The organism is Burkholderia contaminans (assembly GCF_029633825.1).
In the GTDB taxonomy this organism is placed as follows: domain Bacteria; phylum Pseudomonadota; class Gammaproteobacteria; order Burkholderiales; family Burkholderiaceae; genus Burkholderia; species Burkholderia contaminans.
This window is the reverse complement of the sequence record NZ_CP090640.1, coordinates 897,434-914,446: the sequence shown is the minus strand read 5'-3', so window position 1 is coordinate 914,446 and position 17,013 is coordinate 897,434. Positions and strand designations below refer to the sequence as shown.

15 protein-coding genes are annotated in these 17,013 nt (G+C 66.6%); 10 read left to right on the top strand and 5 right to left on the bottom strand.

Translation table 11 applies throughout. The annotated features are described in order from the left end of the window. Position 1: 1 nt before the first annotated feature. The 5 genes from rqpS to LXE91_RS04280 form a co-directional block, all read right to left on the bottom strand. Positions 2–817 carry a quorum system sensor histidine kinase RqpS gene (gene rqpS / locus LXE91_RS04300; RefSeq protein ID WP_039354774.1) on the bottom strand — a complete coding sequence of 272 codons (816 nt, stop codon included), beginning with the start codon at positions 815–817 and terminating at the stop codon, positions 2–4. 703 nt (positions 818–1,520) lie between these two features. After that, the gene (locus tag LXE91_RS04295; protein ID WP_034179295.1) at positions 1,521–2,291 is read right to left on the bottom strand and encodes a ferredoxin--NADP reductase; all 771 of its coding nucleotides are present in this window, start codon (positions 2,289–2,291) and stop codon (positions 1,521–1,523) included. Positions 2,292–2,654: 363 nt separating this feature from the next. Next, positions 2,655–3,470: an endonuclease/exonuclease/phosphatase family protein gene (locus tag LXE91_RS04290; RefSeq protein WP_039354781.1), complete on the bottom strand. Its 816-nt coding sequence runs from the start codon at positions 3,468–3,470 to the stop codon at positions 2,655–2,657. Between the two features lie 5 nt (positions 3,471–3,475). Further along, a complete protein-coding gene (locus LXE91_RS04285; RefSeq protein WP_039354784.1) occupies positions 3,476–3,964 on the bottom strand; it encodes a hypothetical protein in 489 nt (162 codons plus the stop codon). Between the two features lie 147 nt (positions 3,965–4,111). Further along, a complete protein-coding gene (locus tag LXE91_RS04280) occupies positions 4,112–4,831 on the bottom strand; it encodes a nitroreductase (protein WP_039354833.1) in 720 nt (239 codons plus the stop codon). 227 nt (positions 4,832–5,058) lie between these two features. Between LXE91_RS04280 and LXE91_RS04275 the strand changes: the two genes are divergently transcribed. The 10 genes from LXE91_RS04275 to LXE91_RS04230 all read left to right on the top strand — a co-directional run bounded on the left by LXE91_RS04275 (position 5,059) and on the right by LXE91_RS04230 (position 16,738). Next, positions 5,059–6,039, top strand: a complete 981-nt coding sequence (locus LXE91_RS04275) for an AAA family ATPase (protein WP_039354787.1) — start codon at positions 5,059–5,061, stop codon at positions 6,037–6,039. 175 nt (positions 6,040–6,214) lie between these two features. Further along, positions 6,215–7,324: an NAD(P)/FAD-dependent oxidoreductase gene (locus tag LXE91_RS04270; RefSeq protein WP_039354790.1), complete on the top strand. Its 1,110-nt coding sequence runs from the start codon at positions 6,215–6,217 to the stop codon at positions 7,322–7,324. Positions 7,325–7,770: 446 nt separating this feature from the next. Further along, a complete protein-coding gene (locus LXE91_RS04265) occupies positions 7,771–8,082 on the top strand; it encodes a high-potential iron-sulfur protein (RefSeq protein ID WP_039354792.1) in 312 nt (103 codons plus the stop codon). A gap of 191 nt (positions 8,083–8,273) precedes the next feature. Next, positions 8,274–9,581 carry an MFS transporter gene (locus tag LXE91_RS04260; RefSeq protein WP_039354795.1) on the top strand — a complete coding sequence of 436 codons (1,308 nt, stop codon included), beginning with the start codon at positions 8,274–8,276 and terminating at the stop codon, positions 9,579–9,581. Between the two features lie 326 nt (positions 9,582–9,907). After that, on the top strand, positions 9,908–11,536 hold the full coding sequence (locus tag LXE91_RS04255; RefSeq protein ID WP_039354798.1) for an ABC transporter substrate-binding protein: 1,629 nt from the start codon (positions 9,908–9,910) through the stop codon (positions 11,534–11,536). A gap of 117 nt (positions 11,537–11,653) precedes the next feature. After that, positions 11,654–12,664 carry an ABC transporter permease subunit gene (locus tag LXE91_RS04250; protein ID WP_039354802.1) on the top strand — a complete coding sequence of 337 codons (1,011 nt, stop codon included), beginning with the start codon at positions 11,654–11,656 and terminating at the stop codon, positions 12,662–12,664. A gap of 4 nt (positions 12,665–12,668) precedes the next feature. Beyond that, positions 12,669–13,586 carry an ABC transporter permease subunit gene (locus LXE91_RS04245; protein WP_039354804.1) on the top strand — a complete coding sequence of 306 codons (918 nt, stop codon included), beginning with the start codon at positions 12,669–12,671 and terminating at the stop codon, positions 13,584–13,586. A 2-nt stretch (positions 13,587–13,588) separates the two neighbouring features. Then, positions 13,589–14,587 carry an ABC transporter ATP-binding protein gene (locus LXE91_RS04240; RefSeq protein ID WP_039354807.1) on the top strand — a complete coding sequence of 333 codons (999 nt, stop codon included), beginning with the start codon at positions 13,589–13,591 and terminating at the stop codon, positions 14,585–14,587. After that, complete coding sequence (locus LXE91_RS04235; protein WP_039354810.1) at positions 14,584–15,600, top strand: peptide ABC transporter ATP-binding protein; 1,017 nt, start codon at positions 14,584–14,586, stop codon at positions 15,598–15,600. Before LXE91_RS04240 ends, LXE91_RS04235 begins: the two co-directional genes overlap by 4 nt. Continuing rightward, positions 15,593–16,738, top strand: a complete 1,146-nt coding sequence (locus LXE91_RS04230) for a TraB/GumN family protein (protein WP_039354812.1) — start codon at positions 15,593–15,595, stop codon at positions 16,736–16,738. Before LXE91_RS04235 ends, LXE91_RS04230 begins: the two co-directional genes overlap by 8 nt. The last annotated feature ends 275 nt before the right edge of the window (positions 16,739–17,013 follow it).

Below are 17,013 nucleotides of genomic sequence, written 5' to 3'. Positions count from 1 at the left end.
CTCACGAAAGCGACGCGCGGCGGGCCGCGGCGGGCACCGCGAGCAGCGAATCCCAAGCGAAGCGCGCGGTGACGCGCGTGCCGTGGCCGGTTGCCGGCGTGGCCGTCTCGAAGCTGCCGCAGAACGCCTCGCAGCGGGCGCGCATGCCGGCCAGACCGTAGCCGGTGCGGCGGCTACGGGAGAAACCGGTCCCATCGTCGGAGACAATCAGTGACAGGTGGGTGCCGTCAGTGGCGATCCGCACGTCGACCGACGTCGCGCGTGCGTGCTTCGCGACGTTCGACAACGCTTCCTGGGCGACGCGGAACACCGCGAGCGCGCTGGCGCCGGCGATCTGCGTCAGGCGTGCGTCGGCCGCACAGACGAAGCTGGTGCGCAGGCCGGTGCGGGCCGCATGGGTGTCGGCCCACGACGACAACGCGCCGACCAGGCCCGCGTCGAGCGCCGGCGTGTCGCGCTCGTCGATCAGCCGGCGATTCGCGTCGGTCGCGGCGTCGAGCGCCTGCTGCGCCAGCTCCAGCGCGCGCAGGCAACCGTCCGGCGCATCGGCCGGCAGCCACGTTTGAACGTTTGCGAGCGCGAATCGCGCAGCGGTGAGTTCGGCGCCGAGCCCGTCATGCAACTCGCCGGCCAGGTGGCGGCGGGCCGCTTCATCGGCGGCGAGCAACTGGGCAGACAGCGCTGCGATCCGCGCGGCGGCGGCGCCACGTTTGGATGCGGCGTCGGCAATGGGCGGAGTCGCGACGCAGCCCGGCACGAGCTGTTGCGACGGGAACGGGGCGTGGGCGCCCGAAGGCGCGTTAAGCGACGTATCCATGACTCTCCCTGCTGTCAGAAAGCGGTTCAGACACCGGCTGGCTGCGTGGATCGGCTGCCGTTCCGATGACGGTTGCCGCCAGAGAATCGCCCCCTGCCGAGGTAACAAAAGTTACGTTTTGTAACACTTGCATCCGACCCTTCCACTCCCATCCGAACGGCAACCACGCGCGGCGAATAATATCTCAAAATTTTCGAAAAAGTCATGACAGGCGGACATTTAAGGGTAAATGTGAATGATTGGGATGAACGTGTTGTAGGAAAAACACTGACACCCGAGCGCCGGACGATGACGTATCCAAATGTAACTATTTGAGATGGGATGATCCCAATTTGTTACGAATTCGCCAAGTAGGGACGAAAAAAAACCGGAGCTTTCGCTCCGGTTCTTGATGGTGCGCAATTAGGGCCTGTTCCCGCCAATAACGGGCTTGCGAACGTGCCTTGCCGGCTGTAGTGGAAGGAGCGAGGAGCGCCGTTTGGCCGAGCCAAACAAGCGACGAACGACGCCGCAATACGGCCGGCAAGGCGCGTTCCCCTGTTTGGAAAAATGCATTCGTGGGGCTGGCCGTCAGAAGGGCCGATCGCTGCGTCATGCTCCTCGCGAATACGTCGAGTATTCGCTTCGTCGCAATCCTTGCGCTCGGCCCTTCTGACGGCCAGCGCAAGCCCGTTATTGGCGGGAACAGGCCCTAAGGGATCGATCAGTCCACGAACGCGCGCTCGATCACGTAGTGGCCCGGTGCGCTGTTCTTGCCTTCGACGAGACCGGCCTGCTTCAGCAGGTCGGTCGTGTCCTTCAGCATCGCGGTGCTGCCGCACAGCATCACGCGGTCGTTTTCCGGCGAGAACGGCGGGACGTCGAGATCCGTGAACAGCTTGCCCGTTGCGATCAGGTCGGTGATCCGGCCTTCGTTGTCGAACGCTTCGCGCGTGACCGTCGGGTAGTAGACGAGCTTTTCCTTGATGATGTCGCCCAGGTACTCGTGGCCCGGCAGGTCGTGCTTGATGTAGTCCATGTACGCGAGCTCGCCCTTCAGGCGGCACGTGTGCGTGAGGATCACCTTGTCGAAGCGGTCGTAGATGTCCGGGTCGCGGATGATCGACATGAACGGCGCGAGGCCCGTGCCCGTCGACAGCATCCACAGCGTCTTGCCCGGCAGCAGGTTGTCGGCGACCAGCGTGCCCGTCGGCTTCTTGCCGATCAGCACCGTGTCGCCCACCTTCAGGTGCTGCAGGCGCGACGTCAGCGGGCCGTTCTGCACCTTGATGCTGAAGAATTCGAGATGCTCTTCGTAGTTCGGGCTGACGATCGAGTAGGCGCGCGCGAGGGGCTTGCCGTCGACCTCGAGGCCGACCATCGTGAATTCGCCGTTGTTGAAGCGCAGGCTCGCCTCACGGGTGCAGGTGAAGCTGAACAGCGTGTCGGTCCAGTGATGGACGGATTGGACGGTGGCGGTGTCGTATTTGCTCATGGCTTTGAAAACGGACGCGCGTAGCGAACGCGAGTAACGGGCCCAAAAACGGGCAAAAAACCGAGTGCGACGGCCCGATCACGGATCGGCCGGCCGGCGCGTCGGACACGCGCCTTCTCGATGACAGACGATTGAGGAACTCGTTATTTTACCCTGTTGACGCGGATCGCGGGCTTGACCCGCGTGGCCGCGCGGATTTGGCGCAACGAATTATTTCAATCAGCTTTCGGTTTTTCAGCGCTCGGCCACGAGTTTCGCGCCGAGGCCGACGAGCGCCACGCCGCACAGTGTGTCGAGCGGGCGGCGCGCGGCTGCGCTGTGGCGGCGCGCAATCCGGCTGCTATCGGGCCGGGATCGGGAGCGTTATTGCGGATCCAGGCGCAGGCGCGCGATGTACGGGAGATGGTCCGACAGCCACGCGGCCTCGCCGGACGGCGCACGCCATTCGAGCGGCGTCAGCCCGCGCACGAACATCTTGTCGAGCGCGAGCGCCGGCGAGAACGCGGGGAACGTGCGGCCCGATTCGCCGAGCAGCGTCGCGACCTCGGACAGCCCGATCTCGCCGAACAGCGCGACCGAATCGTTGCGCCAGTCGTTGAAGTCGCCGGCGAGCATCAGCGGGCCGTCGCCTGCGTTGCGCACGATCCAGTGCGCGATCCAGTGCATCTGGCGCAGCCGCGCGGCGCGCGTGAGCGCGAGGTGCGCGCACAGCAGCGTGACCGGGCGGGCGCCCGCGAGCGTCGCGCGCGCGACCAGCAGCCCGCGCCGCTCGAAACGGTGCGCGGAGATGTCCCAGCGGCCGCCGAGATCGAGCGGATGCGGTGACAGGATCGCATTGCCATGCCGCCAAGACGGCTTGAACACGTTCGGCCCGAGCGCGATCTGCCAGTCGAGCGCATGTGCGATCTCGGTGGCCTGGCAGTGCCAGACGTCGTCGACCGCGTCGTCCATCGGCGCGCCGAAGCCGGGCGCGAGCACGGGGCGCGGCATGCGGCGCGCCATCGCTTCCTGCAGGAAATACACGTCGGCGTGCGTCGACTGCATCCAGTTGCGCATCGCGTTCCACGCGGTGAAGCCGAGCGGCGAGCGGCCCTTGTGCAGGTTCCAGCTCACTGCGGTGATTTCGTCGGGGGCGGCGTGCGGTTCGGCGAACGGCAGGGACAGGGCGTCGGCGGACATGACGCTCAATCCTTCGCGACGTGCGCACGCACGCGGTACACGAGGTGCGGATGTTGCTCGACGAGCGTCCAGTCGGTCCACGCGTCGGCGCCGACCATCAGGCCCGGGTGGCTCGCGACGATTTGCCGCGGCGACACGGGCACGCACGGATCGGCGGGCTTCGCGCCTTCGTCGTCGATCGTTTCCTGCACGTCGAGCGCGAGCGACACCGTGTTCGCGCCGGTATCGACGGTGAGCGGGGCGACCGTCACCGAGCGCGAACGCTCGGTCGGCACGACGCGCGCGGCATTGCCGCAGCCGACCGGCACGGCGGACGGATAGCGATGGGTATCGGTACGGGTCTGACCCACGGTGGTGCGCTGCTGGAACGTGTCGATGGTCTGACCGTCGCGTACGACCTGGATCTCCCACGAGACGGAGGCCGGTGCGGGGCTCTGCGCATGGGCGGCGAGCGCGATGCTCGCGAGCAGGACGGCCAGGCCGTGTTTCAGCATGAAACGTCTCCGGAAACGCGGAAATAGCGGGGAACGGACGCACATCTTACGCCCGATCGATTTCGATCGCGATGTGACAGGACGCGTCGCCGCAGGTTCGCCGCACGATGCGTTCCTGTTCGAAAGGTAGGGCCGCGTCGTGCGTTTTCAAGCGAAAAAGCGCGTGAACTCGGCGACGGGCGCGCGCTCGGTGACGAGGCGATTCTCGATCGCGTCGGGGTCCGCATGGCCGAGCGACATACCGCAGACGAGCTGTTCGTTGGCGGGAATGCCGAGGTGTTCGGTGATGATCCGGTGAAACGGCACGAACGCGGCCTGCGGGCAGGTATCGAGCCCGCGTGCGCGCGCGGCCGTCATCACGCCCTGCAGGAACATCCCGCAGTCGAGCCAGGCACCGTAGGTCATGACCCGGTCGAGCGTGAAGAACAGCGCGACCGGCGCATCGAAGAAACGGAAGTTGCGTGCGTGCTGCGCATGCATGCGCGCCTTCTCGTCGCGGCCGATGTTCAACAGGCCGTACAGGTCCCAGCCGACCTTGCGGCGCCGGTCGATGTACGGCGACACCCATTCGCGCGGGTAGTAGTCGTACTCGGCGACGTATTTCTCGTCGCGCGCGGGATCGTCGTGGGCCGCGGTGAGTGCCGTGGCGAGCGCATCGCGCGTGGCGCCCGTTGCGACGTACACGCGCCACGGCTGGATGTTGGTGCCCGACGGCGCGCGGCTCGCGGCTTCGAGGATGGCCTCGAGCGTGTCGCGCGGCACGGGCGTCGGCAGGAACGCGCGGACCGCGCGGCGCGACGTGAGCGCAGCGTCGACGGCGTCGATCGCATCGGCATCGACGCGCGGGACAGCAGAGGGGACGGACATCGGCATACCTTCGGGGCGGGCCCGACGCGCCGCGCGGGCGCGGTCGGCAAGGCCGGTGTGGCGGGTGGGGGACCATCGATCATACGCCGCGGCGCGCCGGCGTGCAGCGCGCGCGGGTGTTAGCAGCAGACGCACGCGGCTGCTTGCTTGCGCGGAGATACGGGATCGCTACACTGAAATCGTAAGGGTCTGATGATCATGTGACGGCAAGCAGCAGCGAGGTTGGTATGACGACGGCGATGGTGAAACAGGAACTGGCGGTGGCATCCTTCAGCACGGTGTACGACCTCGAGCAGGTCGAGACGGCGCTGAACGACCTGAACGAGAGCGCGAGCGACGCACTGCGCGCCACCTACGAGAGGATGCTCAAGACGGGCAATCTGCGCTTCTGCGTGAAGCCGAACCGGATGCCGTCGTTCGACGCGCTCGGCGAGGCATTGCCCAATTTCGCCGAGCCGCTCGATGACGTGCGCAAGCAGGTCGCGCTGTGCCTCGAAACGGAAGACCGGCTCGAACTGATGCCGATCCTGCTGCTCGGGCCCCCGGGCATCGGCAAGACGCACTTCGCGAAGGCGCTCGCGCAACTGCTCGGCACCGCTTACCACTACGTGCCGATGAGTTCGCTGACGGCCGGCTGGATCCTGTCGGGGGCGTCGTCGCAATGGAAGAACGCGAAGCCCGGCAAGGTGTTCGATGCGCTCGTGAACGGCAGCTACGCGAACCCGGTGATCGCGGTCGACGAGATCGACAAGGCCGGCAGCGATGCGCAATACGATCCGCTCGGCGCGCTGTATGCGTTGCTCGAGCACGACACCGCGCGCGCATTCATCGACGAATTCGCGGAAGTGCCGATCGATGCGGGCAACGTGATCTGGATCGCGACCGCGAACGAGGCGCACGCGATTCCGGAGCCGCTGCTCAACCGGATGAACGTGTACGAGATCGAGCCGCCCGACGCGGCCGGCGCGCGCCGGATCGCGCAGACGATCTACGACGAGATCCGCACGTCGCATGCGTGGGGGCGGCGCTTCCCGGACACGCTCGGCGACGACGCGCTCGACGTGCTGGCCGCGACCCCGCCGCGCACGATGCGCCGCGCGCTGCTGCACGCGTTCGGCGCCGCACGGCTCGCCGGCCGCGACGCGATCGGGCCGCGCGACATCCGGGCCGACGAAGGCGCCGCGAAGCGCCGGACGATCGGCTTCTGAACGAGCGGCGCGCGCACGGCGGCGGCATGCGCACCGTGCCGCGCCGTGCGTCGTGCCGTGCGTCGCGCGTCATGCGCGTCGTCGTCGCGAGACGCTGCACGACCTTCGGCAAGCGGATGAACCGGGACGTACAATTCTCTTCTCTCCCCTCGACGCGCTAGCGGCGCGAAACGTCATGGAGCAGATGGATTGTGTCGTGATCGGCGCGGGTGTCGTCGGTCTGGCGATTGCGCGCGAACTGGCCGCGCGCGGGCGTGAAACGCTCGTGCTCGAGGCGGCCGATGCGATCGGCACCGGGTCGAGTTCGCGCAACAGCGAAGTGATCCATGCGGGGCTCTACTATCCGCGCGGGTCGCTGAAGGCGACGTCGTGCGTGCACGGGCGCGACCTGCTGTACGAATTCTGCGAGACGCATCATGTGCCGCACCGGCGCGCCGGCAAGCTGCTCGTCGCCACGAGCGCCGCGCAGGTGAAGCAGTTGAGGGCGATCGCCGCACGCGCGGCCGAAAACGGCGTGCTCGACCTGATGCCGCTCACGCGCGCCGAGGCGCAGACGCTCGAGCCCGCGCTCGAATGCGTCGAGGCGCTGTTCTCGCCGTCCACCGGCATCGTCGACAGCCACCAGCTGATGCTCGCGCTGCTCGGCGACGCGGAGCGCGACGGCGCCGTGTGCGCGCTGAAATCCCCGGTCGAATCGATCGACGTGCTGCGCGGCGGGCGCTTCGTCGTGCGCACGGGCGGCGACGCGCCGACGGAGATCGAGGCCGCCTGCGTGATCAACAGCGCGGGCCTCGGTGCCCAGGCGCTCGCGCGCCGCACGCGCGGCCTCGACCCGCGCTGGGTGCCGCCGCTCTATCTCGCGCGCGGCAACTACTTCAGCCTGTCGGGGCGTGCACCGTTTTCCCACCTGATCTACCCGATGCCCGACCGCGCGGGGCTCGGCGTGCACCTGACGCTCGATCTCGGCGGGCAGGCGCGTTTCGGCCCGGACGTCGAATGGTGCGATGCGCTGCGCTATGAAGTCGACCCGGCGCGTGCGACCGCGTTCTACGCGTCGATCCGCGCCTTCTGGCCGGGCTTGCCGGATGGCGCGCTGCAGCCGGCGTATGCGGGCATCCGGCCGAAGGTCGCGGGCCCCGGCGAGCCGCCGGCCGATTTCATCGTGCAGGGCGCCGCGCAGCATGGCGTGCGCGGGCTCGTGAACCTGTTCGGCATCGAGTCGCCGGGGCTCACCGCGTCGCTCGCGCTCGCGCAGCGGGTGGGCGACATGGCGGCTTACCGCTGACGCGCGCGCGTGTGGCGGGCAGGGGCGTATCGGCGTTGTGGCGGCCGTGTGAAATTCCTTATCTCTGGAATTTCGGCACGCACATTTACTCGCTTGAGCGTTATTCTGTCGAACGGCTGTACAGGGTCTGTCTACCGATGGAACACGCATGCGAAGGCCCGAAATCGCTCGCAGGGCAAGGAGGGAGGAGCGCCGTTTGGCCGAGCCAAACAAGCGACGACCGACGCCGCCATGCGGGCGATTTCGGGCCTTCCCGTGGAAACGATATCAATTTGGGGTTGCCCCGAGAAGGGCCGCTCGCCGCGTTGCGCTCCTTGCGAATACGTCCAGTATTCGCGGCGTCGCGCGCCTCGCGAGCGGCCCTTCTCGGGGCAACGCATGCGTGTTCCATCGGTAGACAGACCCTCGAACAGCTTTCAAACCGATAACGTTGGAGCGAGTCCCCCATGAAAACATCCCGTCGGAGTTTCCTGATTACGAGCATTGGTGCCGTGTCCGCGCTGGCGCTGTCGCGTGAAGCGCTGGCCGATGCGCCGATGCTCGCGGAAAGCGACCCGACCGCGACGGCACTCGGCTACAAGGCCGATGCGACGAAGGTCGACAAGACGAAGTACCCGAAATACGCAGCAGGCCAGGATTGCGCGGCCTGCATGCTGTACCAGGGCAAGAAGGGCTCGGCCTCGGGCCCGTGCGGCGCCTTCCCCGGCAAGCAGGTGTCGGCGAAGGGCTGGTGCAGCGCCTTCTCGAAGATGGGTTGAGGCCCGTGCGGCATCGTGCGATGCCGCATTGTGGCGGAAACCGCACAACGCCCGCCGTCGAAAGACGGTGGGCGTTTTTTATTGCTTGAAAACGGTTCCGTCGCTTTCTACACTCGCTGCAAACCGGCGCGCCGCGGGCATCCCGCGCGCCGCGCAGCCCGGCACGGCGAACTGACGAGGACGAGGCACGCATGGCGACGATTGCGAATTCAACGAAAACGATCCGGCCCGAGCGTGCGCTGAACCGGCGTGCGGTCGCGGCCGCCGTGATCGGCAACGCGCTCGAGTGGTACGACTTCACGGTGTTCGGCTTCATGACGGTCGTGATCGCCGAGCTGTTCTTCCCGACCTCCAGCGAATACTCGTCGCTGCTGCTGACCACCGCGACGTTCGGCGTCGCGTTCTTCATGCGCCCGATCGGCGGCATCGTGTTCGGGCTGTACGCGGATCGCGCGGGCCGCAAGGCCGCGCTGTCGCTCGTGATCCTCCTGATGACCGCCGGCATCTTCCTGCTCGCGATCGCGCCGCCGTATGCGGCGATCGGCATCGGCGGCCCGATCCTGATCGTGCTCGGCCGCCTGCTGCAAGGCTTCTCCGCGGGCGGCGAATTCGGCAGCGCGACGGCGCTGCTGATCGAGGCCGCGCCGTTCTCGAAACGCGGCTTCTACGGCAGCTGGCAGATGGCGAGCCAGGCGGCCGCGCTGCTGATCGGCGCGCTCGTCGGCGCGGCCGTCACGCGCGGGCTGTCGCACGAGGCGCTGCGCAGCTGGGGCTGGCGCGTGCCGTTCATCCTCGGGCTCGTGATCGGCCCGATCGGTTTCTACATCCGCCGCCATCTCGCCGATTCCGAGGCGTTCCTGCACGCCCAGCAAAGCGCGCGCCGCGCGACGCTCGGCGAAGTGTTCACGCGCCACCCGCGCGAGGTGCTGTGCGGGCTCGGCTCGGTGATCGCGCTGACGGTGACGATCTACGTGCTGATCAGCTATCTGCCGACCTTCGCGGTGAAGCAGCTGAAACTGCCCTACGCGGAATCGTTCTACGCGGTGATCGTCGGCAACCTGCTGCTGATGGTGCTGTCGCCGATCGCCGGTGCGTGGTCGGATCGCATCGGCCGCAAGGGGCTGTCGCTGTGGTCGCTCGCGCTCACGCTCGTGCTGATGTATCCGCTGTTCGCCTGGCTCGACGCGGCGCCGAGCATCGCGCGGCTGATCGCGGTGCAGGCCGTGCTGTCGGTCACGCTCGCGGGCTACTACGGGCCGTTCGGCGCGATGATAGCCGAGCTGTTCCCGGCCAACGTGCGCTCGACCGGGCTGTCGATCGCGTACAACGTCGCGGTGATGCTGTTCGGCGGCTTCGGGCAGTTCATCGTCACGTGGCTGATCAAGGTAACGGGTACGCCGCTCGCGCCGACCTACTATGTGATGGCCGGGATCGCGCTGTCGATCGTCGCGGTCGCATTCGTGCCCGTGCGCAGCGCCGACCTCGATGCGCCCGCGTGACGACTCGACGACATGACGATTTGACGACGTTCACCGGATCATTTCGCAAAACGCAATGATGTGCTGCAGTCCGTGGCAAAGCGGTGAGTCGATCCTTCGTGTTCGCGCCCGAATTGTTTAGTTGTCGAACGAAACTTGCGCGAAATGAACGAAATTGGTGCTCGCGCGCGTTGTCGCATTTTTTACCCCCACTAAACATCGGCAAAAACCCGGCGGGCATCCAGAAGAGTTTTTTCTCCAGCTTGTTGCCACATCGTTAGCTCAAGTAATATCCGCGTACGCCGGCCCCTGGCGGGCCGGTTCCGATCTGGAGACCTGGAGGAAACATGGAATACAACCGTCTGTTGCACACCCTGCGTGTTACCGCCATTGCAGGCGTGGCAGCGGCATCGCTCGGCGTCGCGGGTTCTGCATTCGCACAGATCCCGAACAAAACGCTCGTCTACTGCTCAGAAGGCAGCCCGGCGGGTTTCGATTCCGCGCAATTTACGACCGGCGTCGATTTCACCGCAGCTACGTTCACCGTCTACAACCGCCTCGTCGAATTCGAGCGCGGCGGCACGAAGGTCGAGCCGGGCCTCGCCGAGAAGTGGGACGTGTCGTCGGACGGCAAGGTGTACACGTTCCACCTGCGTCACGGCGTGAAGTTCCATACGACCGACTTCTTCAAGCCGACGCGTGAATTCAACGCGGACGACGTGCTGTTCACGTTCCAGCGCATGCTCGACCCGAACCAGGCGTTCCGCAAGGCGTACCCGGTGTCGTTCCCGTACTTCACCGACATGGGCCTCGACAAGCTGATCACGAAGGTCGAGAAGGTCGATCCGTACACCGTGAAGTTCACGCTCGCCGAGCCGAACGCGCCGTTCATCCAGAACATGGCGATGGAATTCGCGTCGATCCTGTCGGCCGAATACGGCGACCAGCTGATGAAGGCAGGCAAGGCCGCCGACATCAACCAGAAGCCGGTCGGCACGGGTCCGTTCATCTTCCGCAGCTACACGAAGGACGCGACGATCCGGTTCGACGGGAATCCTGATTACTGGAAGAAGGGCGAAGTGAAGATCTCGAAGCTGATCTTCTCGATCACGCCGGATCCGGGCGTGCGCGTGCAGAAGATCAAGCGCAACGAATGCCAGGTGATGAGCTATCCGCGTCCGGCCGACATCGCGACGCTGAAGGCCGATTCGAACGTCGACATGCCGTCGCAGGCAGGCTTCAACCTCGGCTATCTCGCGTACAACGTCGAGCACAAGCCGGTCGACAAGCTCGAGGTGCGTCAGGCACTCGACATGGCGATCAACAAGAAGGCGATCCTCGAGTCCGTCTACCAGGGCGCAGGCCAGGCGGCAAACGCGCCGATGCCGCCGACCCAATGGTCGTACGACAAGAACCTGAAGATGGCGCCGAACGACACCGCGAAGGCGAAGGCGCTGCTCGCGAAGGCCGGCTTCCCGAACGGTTTCGAGATCACGCTGTGGGCGATGCCGGTGCAGCGCGCGTATAACCCGAATGCCCGCCTGATGGCCGAGATGATCCAGGCCGACTGGGCGAAGATCGGCGTGAAGGCGAAGATCGTCACGTACGAGTGGGGCGAGTACATCAAGCGCGCGCACTCGGGTGAGCAGGACACGATGCTGATCGGCTGGACGGGCGACAACGGCGACCCGGACAACTGGCTCGGCACGCTGCTCGGCTGCGAAGCGATCAAGGGCAACAACTTCTCGCACTGGTGTTACAAGCCGTTCGACGAGCTGGTCCAGAAGGGCCGCACGACGACGGGCCAGGACGCGCGCACGAAGCTCTACATGCAGGCTCAGCAGATCTTCGCGCAACAGCTGCCGTTCTCGCCGATCGCGAACTCGACGGTCTACCAGCCGGTGCGCAAGACCGTGGTCGACATGCGTATCGAGCCGCTCGGCTATGCCCGCTTCGACGGTGTTAGCGTGAAGTAACACGCGTGTCGTAAGCTGTCTACGAAGACCGAGACCGGCTAATTCATCCGGCGGCGGGAGGCCAAAAGCTTCCCGTCGCCGGTCGCACATTTCCCACAAGAAAATCCGAGACGCATCATGTTCACATTCGTGTTGCGCCGCGTGGGCATGGTGATCCCGACTTTCATCGGCATCACCATCCTGGCGTTTGCGCTGATTCACCTGATACCGGGCGACCCCATCGAAGTGATGATGGGCGAGCGCGGCGTCGATCCCGCGATGCATGCGGAGGCGATGAAACGCCTCGGGCTCGACCAGCCGCTGCCCATGCAGTACATCCACTACATCGGCCGGGCGCTGCATGGCGACCTCGGCACGTCGATCATCACCAACACGAGCGTCGCGGGCGAATTCTTCGCGCGCTTCCCGGCGACCGTCGAGCTGTCGCTGTGCGCGCTCGTGTTCGCGCTCGCGGTCGGGCTGCCGGCCGGCGTGATCGCCGCGCTGCGGCGCGGCTCGGTCATCGACCACGGCGTGATGGGCACCGCGCTCACCGGTTACTCGATGCCGATCTTCTGGTGGGGACTGATCCTCATCATGGTGTTTTCGTCATACCTCGGCTGGACGCCCGTGTCGGGGCGCATCGCGGTCGAATACGACTTCCCGCACCCGACGGGCTTCATGCTGATCGACGCGCTGCTCGCGCCGGATGAAGGCTCGTTCAAGTCGGCGGTCAGCCACCTGATCCTGCCCGCGATCGTGCTCGGCACGATCCCGCTCGCGGTGATCGCGCGGATGACGCGCTCGTCGATGCTCGAAGTGCTGCGCGAGGACTACATCCGCACCGCACGCGCGAAGGGGCTGTCGCCCGCGCGCGTGGTCGTCGTGCACGCGCTGCGCAATGCGCTGATCCCGGTCGTCACCGTGATCGGCCTGCAGATCGGCACGCTGCTCGCGGGCGCCGTGCTGACCGAGACGCTCTTTTCGTGGCCCGGTGTCGGCAAGTGGCTGATCGATGCGATCGGCCGCCGCGACTATCCGGTCGTCCAGGGCGGCATCCTGCTGATCGCGACGCTCGTGATCGTCGTGAACCTGGTCGTCGACCTGCTGTACGGCGTGCTGAATCCGCGCATCCGCCACACGAGGTAATCCCATGAGCAATCTGCAAAATACCCTGCCGACCGAATCCGCGCCGGCCGGCGGCCGTGCGCTCGCGCTGCGCGAGTTCTGGGCGAACTTCTCGCGCAACCGCGGCGCCGTCGGCGCCGGCATCGTCGTGATCGTGCTGATCCTGGTCGCGCTGCTCGCGCCGCTGCTCGCGCCGCACAGCCCGGTCGAGCAATACCGCGACTTCGTGAAGATCCCGCCCGCGTGGCTCGACGGCGGCAACTGGAAGTTCATCCTCGGCACCGACGAAGCGGGCCGCGACATTCTCTCGCGCCTGATGTACGGCGCGCGGATGTCGTTCTGGATCGGCTTCGTGTCGGTCGTGCTCGCGCTGATCCCCGGCATCGTGCTCGGGCTCGTCGCCGCGTTCTTCCAGAAGTGGGCCGACACGCCGGTGATGCGCATCATGGACGTGCTGCTCGCGCTGCCGTCGCTGCTGCTCGCGGTCGCGGTCGTCGCGATCATCGGCCCGGGCCTCACCAACACGATGTTCGCAATCGCGATCGTCGCGCTGCCGGCCTATGTGCGCCTCACGCGCGCATCGGCGCTCGGCGAGCTGCAGAAGGAATACGTGACGGCGTCGCGCGTGGCCGGTGCCGGCACGCTGCGCCTGATGTTCTCGCAGGTGCTGCCGAACTGCACGGCGCCGCTGATCGTGCAGGCGACGCTCGGCTTCTCGTCGGCGATTCTCGACGCGGCCGCGCTCGGCTTCCTCGGCCTCGGCGTGCAACCGCCGACCGCCGAATGGGGCGCGATGCTGGCCTCCGCGCGCGACTACATCGACAACGCATGGTGGATCGTGACGATGCCGGGCCTGTCGATCCTGATTTCGGTGCTCGCGATCAACCTGCTCGGCGACGGGCTGCGCGACGCGCTGGATCCCAAACTGAAACGGATGGCCTGACCATGAGCCAAGATCTTCTGACCATCCGCAATCTCGCGGTGAATTTCAACGGCCTGCCCGCCGTCGACCGGATCAACCTGTCGATCGCGCCGGGCGAGGTGGTGGGCGTCGTCGGCGAATCGGGCTCGGGCAAGAGCGTGACGATGATGGCGCTGATGGGCCTGATCGACGCGCCGGGCAAGGTGACGGCCGACGAGGTCACGTTCAACGGCGTCGACCTGCTGAAGGCGTCGCCGAAGGCGCGCCGCAAGATCGTCGGCAAGGACATCGCGATGGTGTTCCAGGACGCGCTCACCAGCCTGAACCCGAGCTATACCGTCGGCTACCAGATCAAGGAAGTGCTGAAGCTGCACGAGGGCTTGCGCGGCGACGCGCTGCACCGGCGCGCGCTCGAACTGCTCGACCAGGTCGGCATTCCCGACGCGAAGAACCGCATCGCGTCGTTCCCGCACCAGATGTCGGGCGGGATGAACCAGCGCGTGATGATCGCGATGGCGGTGGCGTGCAACCCGAAGCTGCTGATCGCCGACGAGCCGACCACCGCGCTCGACGTGACGATCCAGGCGCAGATCATGGACCTGCTCGTGAAGCTGCAGAAGGAGCGCGGGATGGCGCTCGTGCTGATCTCGCACGATCTGGCCGTGGTGTCGGAAGTCGCTCAGCGCGTGGCGGTGATGTACGCGGGCGAGGTGATCGAGACCAACAGCGTGCCCGACATCTTCCGCGCGCCGCATCATCCGTACACCGAAGCGCTGCTCGCGGCGATTCCCGAGCACAATCAGGGGGCGCGTCGCCTTGCCGCATTGCCGGGCATGGTGCCGGGCCGCGATGATCGCCCGTCCGGGTGCCTGTTCGCGCCGCGCTGCAAGTACGTCGTCGACGATTGCCGCAAGGCGCGGCCGGCGCTCGACACGCTGGTGCAGGGCAACGACGCGATGCGCGCACGCTGCATCAAGCCGCTCAACGTTTCCAACCTCGACCTGACGGGAGGTGCACGATGAATGCAGTCAATCAAACGCCTCGCGTGTCGCACGACGAGGAAGCCGTGCTGGTGGCCGACGGCCTCGCGAAACACTATTCGGTGAAGCGCGGGATGTTCGGGCAGGGTACGGTGAAGGCGCTGAACGGCGTGTCGTTCTCGCTGAAGCGCGGCAAGACGCTCGCCGTCGTCGGCGAATCGGGCTGCGGGAAGTCGACGCTCGCCCGCCAGCTGACGATGATCGAGACGCCCACGTCGGGCAGCCTGACCATCGACGGCAAGAACGTCGCCGGCGCAAGCCGCGAGACGGTCGCCGACCTGCGCCGCCGCGTGCAGATGGTGTTCCAGAACCCGTTCGCGTCGCTGAATCCGCGCAAGACCGTCGAGCAGACGCTTTCCGAGCCGCTCGAGATCAACGCGAACCTGACTGCCGCGGAACGTGCGCAGCGCATCGCGCAGATCATGCGCACGGTCGGCCTGCGGCCCGAGCACGCGAAGCGTTATCCGCACATGTTCTCGGGCGGGCAGCGCCAGCGTGTCGCGATCGCGCGCGCGATGATCCTCGATCCGCGCATCGTCGTGGCCGACGAGCCGGTGTCCGCGCTCGACGTGTCGATCCAGGCGCAGATCCTGAACCTGTTCATGGATCTGCAGGAGCAGTTCAAGACGAGCTACGTGTTCATCTCGCACAACCTGTCGGTGGTCGAGCACGTCGCGGACGACGTGATGGTGATGTACTTCGGCAGCGTCGCGGAGCTGGGCGACAAGGCGACGATCTACGCGCGGCCGCGCCATCCGTACACGCGCGCGCTGATGTCGGCGACACCGGCGATCTTCGAGGAAGACCGCCGCGTGCAGATCAAGCTGCAGGGCGAACTGCCGTCGCCGCTCAATCCGCCGTCGGGCTGCGCGTTCCATCAGCGTTGCCCGTATGCGGTCGAGCGCTGCCGGGTGGAGGAGCCGCAACTGCGCGAGGTCGACGGCCGGCGCGTGGCCTGCCATCGGGCCGAGGAAGTCGGGGAGGAGAATGCCTGAAGCGTTGGCGGCGCGCGCGTCCGGCGTGCGCCGTGCGGGGGCAAGCAGCGCGCGCGTGATGCGCGCGTACCGCTACGCGCGGCGCTGGAGCGTGCGTACCGTCACGGGCGCGGCGCTGGCCGGCGCGTGTGTGGCGGCCAGCCTCGTGGTTCCCGTCGAATCCGCGCGCGCCGAAGGGCGCGCGCCGGCCACTTCACCGATCCATCCGTCGCAAGTCCCGCCGCCCGGCATGAGCCTGCCGGGCTTTCACGCGCCCGCCGTGTCCGACGGCACGGTATCGCGCGGCACCGTGCGCGTGCAGCCCGCGCGCATGCCGTTCTACGTCGCGACCAAGGGCAAGGTCACGCTCTACGTGCTCGGCACGCTGCACACCGGCGACCCGTCCGACTACCCGAGCGCGCAGCCATTCCGGCCGCGCATCCTCGCGGCGCTCGCCGCGTCGCCGACGCTCGCGCTCGAGCTGTCGCCGGACGACCTGCTCGAATCACAGGACGACGTGTCGAAGTACGGTGTCTGCCGCTACCCGTGCCTGCAGCGCCTGCTGCCCGAGCCGCTGTGGCAGCGGCTCGCGGCGCGCCTGCGCGGCAACCCGGCCGCGCTCGCCGAGATTCGCAAGATGCGGCCGTGGCTCGCGGCGCTCGTCGTCGAGACCTACGATTCGCTGTCGGCCGGCCTGCAGACGGAATACGGCACCGAGGCGCAGCTGCAGAACGTGTTCCTGAAGAAGAAGGGCGGCCGCGTGATCGGACTCGAGACGCTCGCCGAGCAGATGCGCGCGTTCACCGGGCTGACGCTCGCCGAGCAGCGCGAGATGCTCGCGCAGGACATGGTGCAGACGCCCGCGCAGAACGCCGACGACATCAAGGCGCTGCATCGACTGTGGCGAATTGGCGACGCCGATGCGATCTCGGCATGGGCGGTCGCGAAGAGCGAACGGCTCGCGCGTTCGAAGGCGTTGTCGGACGCGATCGACAACAAGATCGTGTACGAGCGCAACCGGCGCTTCGTTGCACGGATGACGGCAATCGCCGCACCGAACCGGCCGCTGTTCGTCGCGATCGGCGCGCTGCACTTGGGCGGCCCGCGCGGCGTGCTCGAATTGTTGCGTCAACAAGGTTACAGGGTCGACGCGAACTGATCGCCGTCACCGCGCCCGAACCGATCCTCCCCTGTTTGATTGACGTCGTGCGAACGGCTCGAACGCCTGTATGGGCACGCGGTTCGATAAGGAAAACCCTCGAATCATCAGAAAATAGCGTTTCAAACGATTGACATCCCGATCTGCCAATATCTATTCTTCGATCCACAAGTTGAAAAAATGAAAAGAATAGAAAAAGTTCTACGGGGTAGCAGAAAATAAAGCGCGGGGTGAGCGCGTTGCCGGCACGTGGTGCACGTGCCGGCCGCGGAAGT